General features: G+C 56.4%; 9 protein-coding genes. All 9 read left to right on the top strand.

What is annotated here, in order from left to right:
- Positions 1-315 precede the first annotated feature (315 nt).
- The 9 genes from DQM29_RS15720 (at position 316) to DQM29_RS15680 (ending at position 14,537) form a co-directional block, all read left to right on the top strand.
- Positions 316-666 carry a DUF4156 domain-containing protein gene (locus tag DQM29_RS15720; RefSeq protein ID WP_111741558.1) on the top strand — a complete coding sequence of 117 codons (351 nt, stop codon included), beginning with the start codon at positions 316-318 and terminating at the stop codon, positions 664-666.
- Positions 667-1,590: 924 nt separating this feature from the next.
- On the top strand, positions 1,591-2,103 hold the full coding sequence (gene tssB / locus DQM29_RS15715; protein WP_111741557.1) for a type VI secretion system contractile sheath small subunit: 513 nt from the start codon (positions 1,591-1,593) through the stop codon (positions 2,101-2,103).
- A gap of 39 nt (positions 2,104-2,142) precedes the next feature.
- A complete protein-coding gene (gene tssC / locus DQM29_RS15710; protein ID WP_111741556.1) occupies positions 2,143-3,678 on the top strand; it encodes a type VI secretion system contractile sheath large subunit in 1,536 nt (511 codons plus the stop codon).
- Between the two features lie 27 nt (positions 3,679-3,705).
- Positions 3,706-5,058, top strand: coding sequence for a type VI secretion system baseplate subunit TssK (gene tssK / locus DQM29_RS15705; RefSeq protein WP_111741555.1), 1,353 nt, complete (start codon positions 3,706-3,708; stop codon positions 5,056-5,058).
- Positions 5,055-5,714 (top strand): type VI secretion system protein TssL, short form, encoded by a 660-nt coding sequence (gene tssL, locus DQM29_RS15700; protein WP_111741554.1) that lies wholly within the window; start codon positions 5,055-5,057, stop codon positions 5,712-5,714. The genes tssK and tssL overlap by 4 nt, the downstream gene beginning before the upstream one ends.
- Positions 5,715-5,928: 214 nt before the next feature.
- Positions 5,929-7,632, top strand: coding sequence for an OmpA family protein (locus DQM29_RS15695; protein WP_111741553.1), 1,704 nt, complete (start codon positions 5,929-5,931; stop codon positions 7,630-7,632).
- Positions 7,633-7,642: 10 nt separating this feature from the next.
- Positions 7,643-8,131, top strand: a complete 489-nt coding sequence (locus DQM29_RS15690; RefSeq protein ID WP_111741552.1) for an Hcp family type VI secretion system effector — start codon at positions 7,643-7,645, stop codon at positions 8,129-8,131.
- Positions 8,132-8,255: 124 nt separating this feature from the next.
- Positions 8,256-10,940, top strand: coding sequence for a type VI secretion system ATPase TssH (gene tssH, locus DQM29_RS15685; RefSeq protein ID WP_111741551.1), 2,685 nt, complete (start codon positions 8,256-8,258; stop codon positions 10,938-10,940).
- Positions 10,941-11,084: 144 nt separating this feature from the next.
- Positions 11,085-14,537 (top strand): DUF2345 domain-containing protein, encoded by a 3,453-nt coding sequence (locus DQM29_RS15680; protein ID WP_111741550.1) that lies wholly within the window; start codon positions 11,085-11,087, stop codon positions 14,535-14,537.
- Positions 14,538-14,549 lie beyond the last annotated feature (12 nt).

The raw sequence follows: 14,549 nt of genomic DNA, 5'->3' as shown, positions 1-14,549 counted from the left end.
CCGCATGTTCCTCACTAATGGCATAATTATCCTACTGTTGAGAGCGCTTTTTATGGTTTCATTTTGTCTATCCAGTGCCCTTTGAGGGCAAGCTGATGCAGCCAAAAGATGGTAAATAGCTAGGGTTACAGCACAAAACGAACGTCGACGGCCAGCGGAGCGGGGTGTGATTTGCTACACTGCTGGCAAAGCAGCCTGCTTGAGCACGGTATCCAAGAGAGCGTTGCGATAGAGACGGCGAATAGAGTAATCTGACAATGAGATGCGCGATGGGGGAGGTAACCGACCCCGTTATCAAAAAGATACGGAGGAAACATGCGGATTCAATGGTTATTAGGCGGCGTTGCCGCACTGCTTTTAGCGGGTTGCAGCAGCAGCTCTAACACCCTAAGCGGCGCAGGCCAGCAGGTGCGGGTTGTCGAAGAGCAGCCGGGAGCCGAATGTCAGCTGCTGGGCAACGCAGAAGGCCGTCAAAGCAACTGGATGTCTGGCATTAATAGCGACTACGAGTCGTTTAAAAGCGCGGTCAACGATCTGCGTAACAAGGCCGCATTAGCAGGCGGCAACGTGGTTTATGGCGTTGTGAGTGAAAAGCAAAACATCCTGTCAGATCTTGCGCCGATGGACACCAAAGTGGTTGGTCAGGTTTACAAGTGCCCTAACTGATAGCACCGTATAGACGTGCTTTATGCCCCGTTCGATCGAGCGGGGTTTTTTATTGTTTTTTCCTTATCTTTCCCTAATTGACTTTTTTTCGGCAGATCTTTTGCTGCTGATGCGTTTTTTTCTGCCTAATATTTGACCATCTCTTGAAGTTGCTCATGTTTTTGAAAAAAAATTTTCACTAATTAATGCGTTAGGCGTTTATAGGACGAATGAAAGCATTTTCATCGGAGCTGCCGGAGTACGAAAATAGTTGACACATCGCCAATCTGGTTGATTTATTGAGAACAAGAGTGGCTAAGAATTTTTAGTCAAATAGCCTGTTGAATACTGAGCCTTAGACTTTATCTGTATCCGTTGTGTTGGACTATTTTCATAATATCTATGAAATATAGATGATTAGTGTTCTTTTTGTCATTTTTCTATTTTTTACGGCTTTATTTTATTTAGATGGAGTTCTCAAAAATAATTAAAAGGCAACTGCTGTGTTCAATGTGTGTTATGAATTTTTATGTTTTCTATTTATAGGAAATTTCTTCTCTATTTATTTTTTAATAACGAAATATTTTATTATTTCCCCTGGGAAACTTATTTGGATTTTCTATATTCAACGCCTTATTTAGATATAAAACCTGTAAAAATTAGCAGGTAGGCACCCCTGTTCTGATTTGGTATAAACGCAGGAAAATTGCGACAGGTAAAAGGTTAAAATTCATACAGAAATCTGCACTCAGCATAACGGAGGCCAGCGCGGAGATATATTTCTGTGCTGAACTGTTTTCTATGAAATTAATGAAGAAGGCCGCTGTTATTGACCGTGAGGCTTAGGCCTCATCCGAGATATCGGGTATTTCAGCGTAGTAAAGCATAGGGAAATAGGGAAGGTAGTAGTGGTGTGTTTTGTCTATAAGGAACAGGAAGAAAGATATGGCCGATAGTTTTCAAAATGAAGTCCCTGCGGCGCGCGTTAATATAAAACTGGACCTCCATACCGGTGGCGCACAGAAAAAAGTTGAACTGCCGTTAAAGATGCTAGTCATGGGAGATTATAGTCACGGTCAGGAGAATCGTCCGATCGCTGAAAGAGAAAAGATCTCTATTAATAAAAACAACTTCAATGCGGTATTAGCCGACCTCAATCCTAAAGCTAAACTGACAATTAAAAATACCTTAGCGGGTGATGATTCTGAAACAAACGTCTCACTTAGCTTTAAGGATATGAAAGATTTCGAACCCGAGCAGGTGGCTAAGCAAATACCCGCTCTGCGCTCTCTTCTCGCTATGCGTAATTTATTACGCGACCTGAAATCCAATTTATTGGACAACGCGACTTTCCGCCTGGAGCTGGAACGTATTTTAAAAGACGAACAGCTGTCGGATGAACTTCGGGCCGAACTGGCCGCCATCGGCTCTTTGCCGGATGACAGTTCTCCACAATAACGTCTTTTTCTCAATACGTATTTTTAAGAAGGATTTTATATGTCTACGCAAAACGCCAGCGCTACAAAAGCGGGCAGTACGACGGTTAAAGAGAGCAGCAGCGTCTATCAATCTCTGTTCGATAAAATCAACCTGACGCCGGTTGAGCAGTTTGACGATCTGGTCAAGTTTCAGGACAACGACGCGCTGGCGGAAGCCTCTGCTGACGAGCGCGTCACTATGGCGGTTAACGTCTTCCTGAACATGATCCAACAGTCTGCCCAGAAGGTCGACAAGCTGGACAAAAGCCTGCTGGATTTCCATATCAGCCAGATCGACCAGCAGCTCAGCGAGCAGTTGGATGCCATCATGCATCACCCCGAGTTTCAGGAAATTGAAGCGTCGTGGCGCGGCTTGAAGTTTCTGGTAGATCGCACCGATTTTCGCCGCAACGTGAGAATCGAAGTGCTGGACGTCTCTAAAGAAGCGCTGCAGCAGGACTTCGAAGACGCACCGGAAACCATCCAGACCGGCTTCTACCGCCATACCTACATTCAGGAATACGACACCCCCGGCGGCGAGCCAATCGGCGTCACGATTTCTAACTTTGAGTTTGGCCGCGGCCCACAGGATATCGCCCTGCTGCGCAACGTGTCTAAAGTCGCCGCTGCGGCACATATGCCGTTTATCGCCTCTGTCGGCCCGGCATTTTTCGGCAAGGAAACGATGGAAGAAGTGGCGGCCATTAAGGATATCGCTAACTATTTCGACCGCGCCGAGTACACCAAGTGGAAGAGCTTCCGCGATACGGACGACTCGCGCTACATCGGTCTGACGCTGCCTCGCGTTCTGGCGCGCCTGCCCTACGGCCCAGACACCGTGCCGGTACGCAACTTCAACTACGTTGAGCAGGTGAAAGGCCCGGATCACGATCGCTATCTGTGGACTAACGCCTCTTTCGCTTTCGCTGCCAATATGGTGAAGAGCTTTATCCGCAACGGCTGGTGCGTACAGGTGCGCGGCCCGCAGGCGGGCGGTCTGGTCGACGATCTGCCGATCCACCTTTACGATTTGGGCACCGGCAATCAGGTGAAAATTCCGACCGAAGTGCTGATCCCAGAAACCCGCGAGTTTGAGTTCGCCAACCTAGGCTTTATCCCGCTGTCGTTCTACAAAAACCGCGACTACGCCTGCTTCTTCTCCGCCAACTCGACCCAGAAGCCTGCGCTGTACGACACCAAAGAGGCGACGGCCAACAGCCGCATCAACGCGCGCCTGCCGTATATCTTCCTGCTGTCTCGCATTGCGCACTACCTGAAGGTTATTCAGCGCGAAAACATCGGCGCCACCAAAGATCGCCGCGTGCTGGAGCTTGAGCTGAACACGTGGATCAATAATCTGGTGACAGAAATGACCGACCCGAGTGACGAAGTTCAGGCATCGCACCCGCTGCGTCAGGCGAAGGTTCTCGTTGAAGACATTGAGGACAACCCGGGCTTCTTCCGCGTGAAGACCTTCCTGGTGCCTCACTTCCAGATCGAAGGTATGGATATCAACCTGTCAATGGTATCGCAGATGCCAAAGGCCAAGGCGTAATCCCCTAGGGATCGGGAGTTTGTCACAATGAAGATCCATCGCCCGCTGTGGAATGAGGGCGCCTTTTTGTCGCCGGAGCAGTTCCAGCAGCAAAACCGATGGGAAGCGTTCAGCAACGACAGTATCGCCAGGCTCGGCCTGGCGAACCCTTGGGGAGTCCAACGCGCGACGTTTGACCCCCAGGCGCTGTCCCTGAACCGCCTGAATGCGGAAAGTCTGAGCATTCGTTTCCCTGACGGCACGCTCGTCGACACCGACGTATCGGATGCGCTGCCGCCTGCCCGCGACCTGCTGCAAAGCGTTCCCGCCGATCGCAGTGAGATCGTCGTGCTGCTTGGTTTACCGCTGCTGCTCGCCAACGGCGGCAATTGCCATCAGGACGGTACGCATTCCGAAAGACCGCTGCGCTATCGCAAAGAGTGGATAGACGTGCAGGACATGTTTGGGCAGGGTAGCGAAAATATCGCTGTGGAGCGCTTTGCGCTCACGCTGCTGTTCGATTTTGAAGAGCAGGGTGACTATCTCACCTGTCCGGTGGCGCGCCTCAAGCGCGACGCCAACGGCGCGTTTGCTGTCGATCCGTCGTTTCTCCCGCCTATGCTGAATCTGACCGCCGACGGCGGCATGCTGGCTCAGCAGCTGGATATGCTTTGCACTCAGGTACAGGCCAAGCGCCAGCGCCTGATGGGCATGCGGCGAGAGCGCAATCAGCAGATGGCGGAATTCGCTGTGGCGGATGTGTCGCTGTTTTGGCTGCTGAACGCTCTTAACGGCCACGAGCCGCTGCTGAAGTTCTTCAAGCAGTTTCCGGCATCGCATCCAGAGCGCCTTTATCAGCAGCTTTCATCGCTGGCGGGTGCGCTGTTGACGTTCTCCCTTGAGCACGACGTGGAGGCTATTCCTGCCTACCAGCACAAACAGCTTAATCAGGTGTTTCCGCCGCTGTTCCGCTTAGTCGGTCAACTGCTGGAGGCCAGCCTGCCGTCCCGCGTGATCGCCATCGAGTTGATTCACGATCGCGGCACGCGCTGGTCGGGTCGCCTGCAAGACAGCCGCCTGACGGAAGAGGCCGATTTCTTCCTGTCTGTGCGTTCGTCTATGCCGTCGCATCAGCTGCTGGAGCTGTTCCCGCTGCTGTGCAAGGTCGGCTCACCGGACGACGTCAGCCAGACAGTCAACTCGGCGCTGTCCGGCATTCCACTCAAGGCGCTGAGCCACGTTCCGGCGGCCATTCCACTGCGTCTGGACAACCAGTACTTCGCGTTGGACTTAACTCATCCGGCTGCCGCCAGCATGCTGGCGGCTCGCTGTTGCGAGTTTTACGTCCCCCGATCGCTGCCGGACGTGTCTCTAGAGCTTTTTGCGGTACTTAAATCATGAGTCAAAGCAGCCAAACCGTATCCATTGACGAACTGTTGCGCGACGTCGCCTTAACCGTAGTTCACCTGCGGGCGGGCGCTGTCGTTGAGAAGGGCGAGGCGCTCTACAAGCGCTGTGTGGATCAGATCACCACTCTGCGCCAGCGCCTGACCGAGATGCAGTACGACGCCACCGTGATTGACGACGTGAGCTATGCCGCCTGTGCGCTGCTGGATGAAACCGTTCTGCAAAGAAGCAACGACGAAGGTTACGAAGTGTGGCAGGGCGTACCGCTACAGGTGACGTTTTTCAACACCTATCAGGCGGGCGATATCCTTTACGAGCGAATTCGCGAGCGCATTCGTCACCCTGAGGGCAGCCAGTTAGTACTGGCCTGTTATGACCGCGTGCTGGGGCTGGGCTTTCAGGGGCGCTATCAGTCACAGCCGCAGGGCGAGCGCGAAGCGCTGGTTATGGCCGTGCGGGATTTGCTTCCCGCCGCGCAAAATCCGGGCGGCGGTGGGCTGATGAACGCGTTTTCCGCGCGTACAGGCCTGTGGCGGGGAACGTCTCTGCTGTTTTGGACAGGCGTTTCTCTGGTGGCGGTAGTCGCGCTCTATTTCGCGCTGCGCTACCACATAGACAGCCTGCTGGCGCAGCTGCTTCAGGGCGCATAGGCCGTTTAGCAAGACATCCAGTCCGGCATTCTTACCGCGGCCGGCATAAAAGCGCAGCGCGTTTTTACAGACAGCGCTTTTTTACAGACAAAGAGGGGCGCGGTAGGGATCCCGCACGGAGACAGGCAAATCGACGTGGGATTAAAAATGTACTCGACATCATGCAGCCAGCGAAGAGGCCGACTGAAGGATAGAGAGTATTAAGGATGTGAACGTGGGTGATTACCCCTGGCGAGCGCAGCTGCTGTACGCCACCTGCCTGTGTGTGGCGCTGCTGCTGTTCTTCCTACCTCTGCCTGCGGGCTGGGTAGCTATAGGCTGTGTGCTGACGATCTTGGTCAGCGGTTACAAAGGGTGGCGCACGCACCGGTACGCAAAACAGGTCAAGCACGTTTCTCCCTGGCTGGACTCGCTGGAAGAACGGCTTGAAGCGCTACCGGAGCGCCTCAGGCGCCGACTGCCGGTGGTATTGGTTACCGGCGATGCCACGATGAACTACTTCTCCGATGGAGAAGGCGACAGGGTCGCGGTCACTGGCAAAGGGATATGGATAGCCGTTCCGGCCATGGCCGAACTGGCCCTAACGGCAGACGCTCTAAGCGGACGCTGGCCGGAAACGGCAGGAAGGATTGGGGTGATGTTGACCCTGTCTCCTGAGCGGCACGCTTCAGAGAGGGCGCTTCAGGGGCTGCTGCAGACGTTTCGCCAGTCGTGGGCGGATGCCAGCAAGGCCTGCGGCTACCGCCTACCGGGCTATCTGGCAGTCAATGCACGGCTGGGAATGCCGTCAACTGAACCGCAGTGGTTCTGGTGGACGGGGCAAGAGGATATCCGCCTGTTAGACAACGCGCATACGCCGCTGGAGGTGTGGCGGCGGCAGGGGGAAGGGCAGCAAAGCGTCCAGCGCGAAAGCCTGGCAGTGATGCTGAAAACGCTGCGGCAGTGGCTGAACGACAGCGTTCTAACACCGCTTAGCGACAAACAGTTACCGGTTCCCCCGTGGACGCCGGGGGCGGTAGCGTGCCTGAACGCGGTTGGCGGCAGCGGGGAAAGCGTCTGGTGCGACTACCTTGGCGAGCTGACCACGCTAACGCTGCCTGCGGTGAACTGCAACGTCTCGATGACTCTGCCGGAACCGCTGGTGAGCAATATGCCAATCAGCAGCCCGATGGCGCCGAAAGCGCGAGCGCTGTGTCACGCGCTGATGTTTACCGCCCTGTTTGCCGTCGTCGCCCTGTGCTCATCGGCCTATAACAACGGCAGGCTGCTTGAACAGGTAGGTGGCGACTTATCGTCCTATCACCGTATTCCGATGGACAGCTACGACGCCAAGCTGGCAGGCCTGAAAGTGATAAAGGCCGACAGAGCGCTGCTGGATCAGTACTACCGAGCTGGGGAACCCGCGCGGTTGGGCGTTGGGCTTTACGCCGGAGCGAGAATGATACCGCCGCTGGATGTCGCCATCATGGCTTACCGCCCGAGGCCGCCGCCTCCACCTCCGCAAATTGTGGTGGAGGCGCCGAAAGTTGTCCGGTTAGACAGCATGTCGCTGTTTGACACCGGTAAATCGATGCTCAAACCGGACTCCACCAAAGTGCTGGTGGATGCCTTAATCAACGTTAAGGCCAAGCCGGGATGGCTGATTTTGATTGCGGGCCATACCGACGTAACCGGAGATGCCGAACGCAATCAGGCGCTGTCTTTAGCCAGAGCGGAAGCGGTTCGCGACTGGATGATAGAGACCAGCGATATTGATAAAACCTGTTTCGCCATTCAGGGGTATGGAGCGACACAACCCATTGCCGATAACGCAACGGCAGAGGGAAGAGCGGCTAACCGCAGAGTGGAAATCAGTTTGGTGCCGGATGCGTCTGCCTGTCGGCTGGCGCCCGAACACCAAATATCTCAACAAAACTAAGGAGAGAGTAATGGCAATTCCTGCATATCTGTTTATCAAAGACGACGGCGGCGCCGACATTAAGGGATCTGTAACCGTTCAAGGCCGCGAAGGCAGCATTGAAGTGGTTGAGTTTGAACACAAGCTTCACATTCCTACCGATGGCAACACCGGCAAACTGACTGGCACCCGCGTTCACGCACCGCTGAAGTTCGTGAAAGAGGTCGATTCCTCTTCCCCGTACCTGTACAAAGCGGTATCTACCGGTCAGACCCTGAAGTCTGCCGAAATCAAATGGTACCGCATTGATGACGCGGGTCAGGAAGTGGAGTACTTCAACACCATGATGGATACCGTAAAAGTCGTGTCTATCAAGCCGGTGATGTACAACATCAAGGACGCTGCTAAAGAGCGCTACAACCATCTGGAAGAAGTGGAAGTCCGCTACGAGAAAATCACGTGGACCTACAAGGATGGCAACATCATCCATTCCGACAGCTGGAACGAAGGCCGCGGTTAATCCCGCTTGCCGGGGCGCGTCAGGCGCTCCGTTAGCTAAAAACGTCGGCGAGCCCTCGCCGACGTCATTCTAAATCCCACTTATTCATTTTGTTATCTGTATCAGTTGAGCCAGGGAGCTGCCAATGATCTCCGACCCGTCCGTTTTACTACGTCGACTCAATCCCTATTGCGCCAAGGCGCTGGAGGCCGCAGCCAGCCTGTGCCAGACCCGCGCCCATCCGGAAATCACGCTAGAGCACTGGCTGTTAAAGCTGCTGGAACAGGGGGCTGGCGATCTGACGGTTATAGCCCGACGCTACGAGCTGGATCTGGATGCCATATGGCAGGCGCTGCTCAACCAGCTGGAAAGCCTACCCCATACCGTACAGCAAAAGCCGGTGCTGTCGGGCGTTGTTCAGGAGCTGCTTAAGTCAGCCTGGCTCATCGCCTCGTTAGAAAACCGCGTAGAATCCGTGCGCTCAGCCCATATCCTACAGGCGCTGATCGACAACCCCCAGTGGCTGAAGGCGCGCGACGCCTGGCCGCTGCTGAGCCTGTCACAGGTACAGCTACAGCGGCTACTGCCGATGCTGGACGAGCTGTCTGATGAGAATCCGGATCGCGTCAATGCGCCGCAGTATCAGGCCGGAGAAACCGCTGATAGCGCTGCGGCTTCCGTTGCTGCGCCGCTGACATCAAAAGGCGCCGATGCGCCAAACGCTCCTGCCCAGCCGACGGCGCTCGACCGCTTTACCGTTAACCTGACGGCGCGCGCGAAAGAGAACAAAATCGATCCGGTGTTCGGTCGCGACGTAGAAATCCGCCAGATGGTGGACATTCTTTCCCGCCGCCGTAAAAACAACCCGATTCTGGTGGGCGAACCGGGCGTGGGTAAAACCGCGCTGGTGGAAGGGCTGGCGCTGCGCATTGCCGAAGGCAATGTGCCGGACAGCCTGAAGCCGGTTAGCGTTCACGTGCTCGATCTGGGCCTGCTTCAGGCGGGCGCGGGCGTAAAGGGCGAGTTTGAACAGCGGCTGAAAAACGTTATCGACGCCGTTCAGCAGTCGCCAACCCCCGTTCTGCTGTTTATTGACGAAGCCCACACTATTATCGGCGCGGGCAATCAGGCAGGCGGCGCTGACGCCGCCAACCTGCTTAAGCCGGCGCTGGCGCGGGGAGAGCTGCGCACCATTGCGGCAACCACCTGGTCTGAATATAAGCAGTACTTCGAGCGCGACGCCGCGCTGGAGCGCCGCTTCCAGATGGTCAAAGTGGACGAGCCGGACGACGATACCGCCGCGCTGATGCTGCGCGGTTTAAAGTCTCGCTACGCCCAGCACCACGGCGTACACATTCTTGACGAAGCAGTGCGCGCCGCCGTCACCCTTTCCCGCCGTTACATTACCGGCCGTCAGCTGCCGGACAAGGCCGTAGACCTGCTCGACACCGCCTCCGCCCGTGTGCGCATGAGTCTGGACACCGTGCCGGAAGACATCACGCTGCTGGAAGCGCAGCTGTCGGCGCTGGAATATGAAGACATCGCTCTGAAAGAAGATCGCGAGCTAGGGGAGAACGTCGATACGTCGCGTCTGGCAGACATCGCTGCTGAAAAAACGACGCTGGCAGAACGCATCGAGGCGCTGAATAAGCAGTTTGCCGAAGAAAAAGGCATTGTTGAGCGTTTGATTGCTCTGCGAGCCAGCGAAGAAAAAGAGGCAGACCAAATCAGGCTGCTTCAGGAGCGCCTGCACGCGGGCTGCGGCGGCGCTCCGCTGCTCTCCCTCGACGTGGATGCCCGCACCGTGGCGGGCGTGATTGCCGACTGGACAGGCGTACCTCTGGAAAGCCTGCTGAAAGATGAACAAAGCAACCTGCTGTCGCTGGAAAGCGAACTGGCGCAGCGGGTGATCGGCCAGGATGAAGCTCTGGTGTCTTTGGCTCAGCGCCTGCGTGCCGCCAAAACTGGCCTGACGCCGGAGCAGGGGCCGCTGGGTGTGTTCCTGCTGGTGGGGCCGTCCGGTATCGGTAAAACCGAAAGCGCGCTGGCGCTGGCGGATCTGCTGTTTGGCGGCGAGCGCTCTCTTATCACCATCAACATGTCGGAATATCAGGAAGCTCACACCGTTTCCCAGCTTAAGGGCTCGCCGCCGGGGTATGTGGGCTACGGTCAGGGCGGCGTTCTGACCGAGGCCGTGCGCCGCCGCCCGTACAGCGTAGTCCTTCTGGACGAGGTTGAAAAAGCGCATCGCGACGTGATCAACCTGTTCTATCAGGTATTCGACCGCGGTTTTATGCGCGACGGCGAAGGGCGGGAAATCGATTTCCGCAACACCGTGATTCTGATGACCGCCAACCTCGGCAGCGACCAGATGGTTGCGCAGCTGGAGGCCGAGCCGGAGTCGCCGACCTCTCTGCTGCATGAGGCGATCTACCCGATCCTGCGGGATCACTTCCAGCCCGCCCTGCTGGCCCGCTTCCAGACGGTGATTTACCGTCCGCTGGGTGCTGAGGCGCTGCGTAAGATCGTGGCGATCAAGATGGACAAAGTGGCGGAACGCCTCCAGCGCCACTACGGCATCGAATTCAAGGTTGAGGAAAGCCTGTTTGACACGCTTGTCAGCGCATGCCTGCTGCCGGACAGCGGTGCCCGCAATATCGACAGCCTGCTGAATCAGCAAATTTTGCCAGTGCTGTCGCAAACTCTGCTAAGCCTACAGTCCCAGCAGCGCCGGGCGAAGGCGCTTTCGCTTGGCTATAGCGAGGAAGAGGGGATTACGCTGGATGTGATTGAACAGGGAACGGTGGCGGAGGCCGCTGTTCCAAGCTAAATACCGACGCTTCTCCGGCCGAGCAGAATAGTTATTAAAGCACAGCGTATTTTCGGCCGGAATATCCGCAGAAGCTGATTAAAACGGTTCGTCACTCGCTCTAGCCGCTTGCAGCGGCTCTGAAGCCAGACAAGGAGTAAAGGAATGAAAGACCAACTGATCAACAAGGGCAAGGCGCTTTTGGACGAGCAGCTGTCGGCCTACGGGCTGGGGGGGCTGTTTGGCGGTGGAGAAGGGAACTCAGGCGGCGCGGGCAGCAGTGCGGGTAGCGCGACGCCCGCCTCGGACGGCATGAACCGCTATCAGTTGGGTATAGACGGCGTCGGGGCGCGGCTGTCTATCTTGCGCATTGAGGGGCATGAGCAATTAAGCGAGCCGTGGCGCTTTGTGGTGCAGTTCACCGCCCCGCACGGGCTGTCGATGTCTCAGGTATTGAGTAAGAACGTGGCCATTGCGCTGGCGCCGGGCGGGGTTAGCGACCTGATGGGGGCCGCTTCCGGCCTGAGCAGCGAGCTGATGTCGGCGTTTAACGCCTTTGGCGGGATGTTCGGCGATAAGATTGGTCAGGCCTTTAACGCGCCTATCGGCGGCTTCTCCATCAAGCGCATTACGCAGATGGCCAGTCAGGGCGCATCGATTGCCGGTCGGGTCAGTTCCGTGGCGGGCAAGATGGGCGGCATGGCTAGCGGGCTTGGCAGCGCGGCGGGTGCCGTCGGCGGAATAGCGGGCAAAGCATCAGGGCTTCTGGGCAGCGTTGGCGGAGCCTTGGGCAAGGCAGGCTCGGGGCTGTCGTCTCTGACTTCGGCCGTGAGCGGCGCAGCCGGTGCGCTGGGCATGAACGGCGGCGGCGCGTTTGGTGAAACCCGCGCTCTGTACGGCATTGTGACATCGTTCAGCCAGCTGTCCACTTCCGGCGACGAAGCGCGGTATGAAGTGACGGTCAGCCCGCGCCTACAGCTGTTGGACAACACTCGCGGTAACGCCATCTACCAAAATCAGACGGTGCCACAGGTAGTGGAAGAGGTGCTGCGCAAGCATGAACTGACGGGGGTAGACTTCCGCTTCGAGCTGGCAGAGACCTACCCGGTCAAGGAGTACCTGACCCAGTGGGAAGAGAGTGACCTGACGTTTATCCGCCGCCTGCTTGCAGATTCGGGTATCTGGTTCCGCTTTGAGAGCCACGCGGAGCACGGCTGCGACGTGGTGGTGTTCGGCGACTCGGTGCAGCAGTATCAGGACGGCCCGCAGGCCAGCTATCGTCAGCCGACCGGCAATAACGACGGCGGGCTGGAGGCGGTGTGGGACATGTCGGTCGCCCGCAAGACGGTGCCACAGAACGTTATCACGCAGGACTACAACTACCGCGCCGCCCAGTCGGGCATGAAGTCAGACGTTAACGAACAGAAGAAGGACGCCACCACCCGCGGGCAGTACTATCTGTACGCCGAGCACTACCGCGACCGGGGCGAGGTGGTGCAGAGCGGCAACGAGCAGGACGACCTGCTGGGTCAGTTTGGCAACCTGCTGGACGGTCTGGGAGATATTCCGGGTATCAGCCAGCTGAGCGGCGTAGCGAACTCGGTTAGCGGTGCCATCGGCAACGTGAAGGGCGCCATTGACGGCGCGGCAGGAAGCGTAACCAGCGCTGTAGGCAGTACGATAGGCGGCATTACCGGCGGCGCGTCCGGCGTTGGGTCTTCTCCAGTGGACTTTGCTGGCGGCGGCGGTTCCGGCGCGAGCATTGGCGACATGGCGGGCAGCGTGGCGAACTCGGTGGGGTCTGCCGTAAGCTCCACCGCCAGTTCCATCGGCTCTGCCGTTAGCGGCGCGGCAAGCTCCATCGGCGGCGCGGTCAGCGGTGCCGCACAGGGTATTGCAGGACAGGCGCAGGACCTGATGGGCCAAGGCACTGACCTGCTAAACAAGTTTGGTTTTGGTGACGGAGAGGGTGGCGAGAACGGCGAAGGCGGTGAAGAAAGCCAAGAGCCGGAAGGCGTCGGGCAGGGCGCGTGGTACGGCAAACTGCGCCATCAGCGGCTGATGACCGAGCAGATAACCATTAGCGGCAAGACTACGCTGGCGCACCTCGCTCCGGGGCAAATTTTGACGGTGAACGGCTCGCCGATAGCGGAAGCGGGCGGCGGCATTCTGATTGTGTCGGTGGAGAGCATCGGCGACAGAAGTCAGGCCTATCAGCTGACGTTTACCGGTATCCCCTACGACGCGCTGCGTCCCTACCGGCCCGCGCTGCTGGCGTGGCCGAGTATTGGCGGCACGCTGCCTGCCCGAGTTACCAGCCCGGACAACGATCAGTACGGCTATATGGACAGCCATGGCCGCTACCGGGTGAAGATGGATTTTGACCTGAACGACAGCTGGCGCAAGGGCGAAGAAAGCCTGTGGATGCGCCGCGCGTCGGTCTATGCGGGCGAGACCTACGGCCTGCACTTCCCGCTGATTGACGGCACTGAAGTGGCGATTGCCTTTACCGGCGGCAACCCCGACCGACCCTATATCTCCCACGCCATGCACGACTCCCGCCACCCTGAACTGGTAACGGCGGCTAACCACAAGCGCAACGTGATACGTACTCCTGCCAATAACAAACTGCGGATGGACGACGAACGGGGCAAGGAGCATATCAAAGTCGCCACCGAGTATGGCAAGACGCAACTGAATATGGGCCACCTGGTGGACGCCGAGCGCAAGCAGCGAGGGGAAGGGTTTGAGCTGCGCACCGATGAGTGGGGGGCGATAAGGGCGGGGAAGGGGATTTTTATTAGTGCGGATGGTCAAGAGAAGGCTTCGGGATTAAGCCTTGAGATGAGTGCTGCATTAAATCAACTGACTCAGGCCAAAATGGATATGTTAAGCCTGACGGATGCCGCGAATAAGGCGAAAGCGCTGGTTGCTGATATTGAATCTCAACAATCTTTACTTGAACAGCGTTTAAATGATTTAAGTGCGAAAGTCATATTGGCTAGCGCGCCTCAAGGAATAGGTTTAACGAGTGGAGAGCATACACAAATAGCCAGTGCACAAAATATGACATTGACCGCAGGCAACCAAGTCGATATAGGTGCGATCAAAAATGTCACTATTTCAGCGGGAGGTGGTGTTGGTTTATATGCTCTTGATGCAGGGATGAAGCTTTACGCATCCAATAGCGACATTGATATTCAGGCTCATCAGGGGCAGGTGAGTTCTTGGTCAACAAAAGACACTTTTATCGGTAGTGGAAAGCGAATGGTACTGTCTGCTCAGGATGAGCTTATTTTAGTTTGCGGTGGTGGATATATTAAGATTGCTGGCGGGAAAGTAGAAATTGGTGCCCCAGGGGAATTGCTAATAAAAACCGCAGGTGTAACCAAGCAGGGTCCTTCCAGCCAGGAAGCTGCCATGAAGTCTTTTGAACCAAACACGTTTAAAGAGCGTTTTGTTATAACGAACCAAAGTACAGGTGAAACGCTACCAAATCAGAAATATAGAGTAACGACTTCCTCCGGTAATGTCATTGAAGGTGTGACGGGAGAAGATGGCTTAACCGAGTTGATGGAGTTTAGCTCCATAGAGCGGATAAAAATCGAACTGTTATAGATTTGGCTGCGA

Source organism: Leminorella richardii, assembly GCF_900478135.1.
Classification (GTDB): Bacteria; Pseudomonadota; Gammaproteobacteria; order Enterobacterales; family Enterobacteriaceae; genus Leminorella; species Leminorella richardii.
Note: the sequence above shows the minus strand (reverse complement) of the source record. Positions and strands in the feature narration are given on the sequence as shown.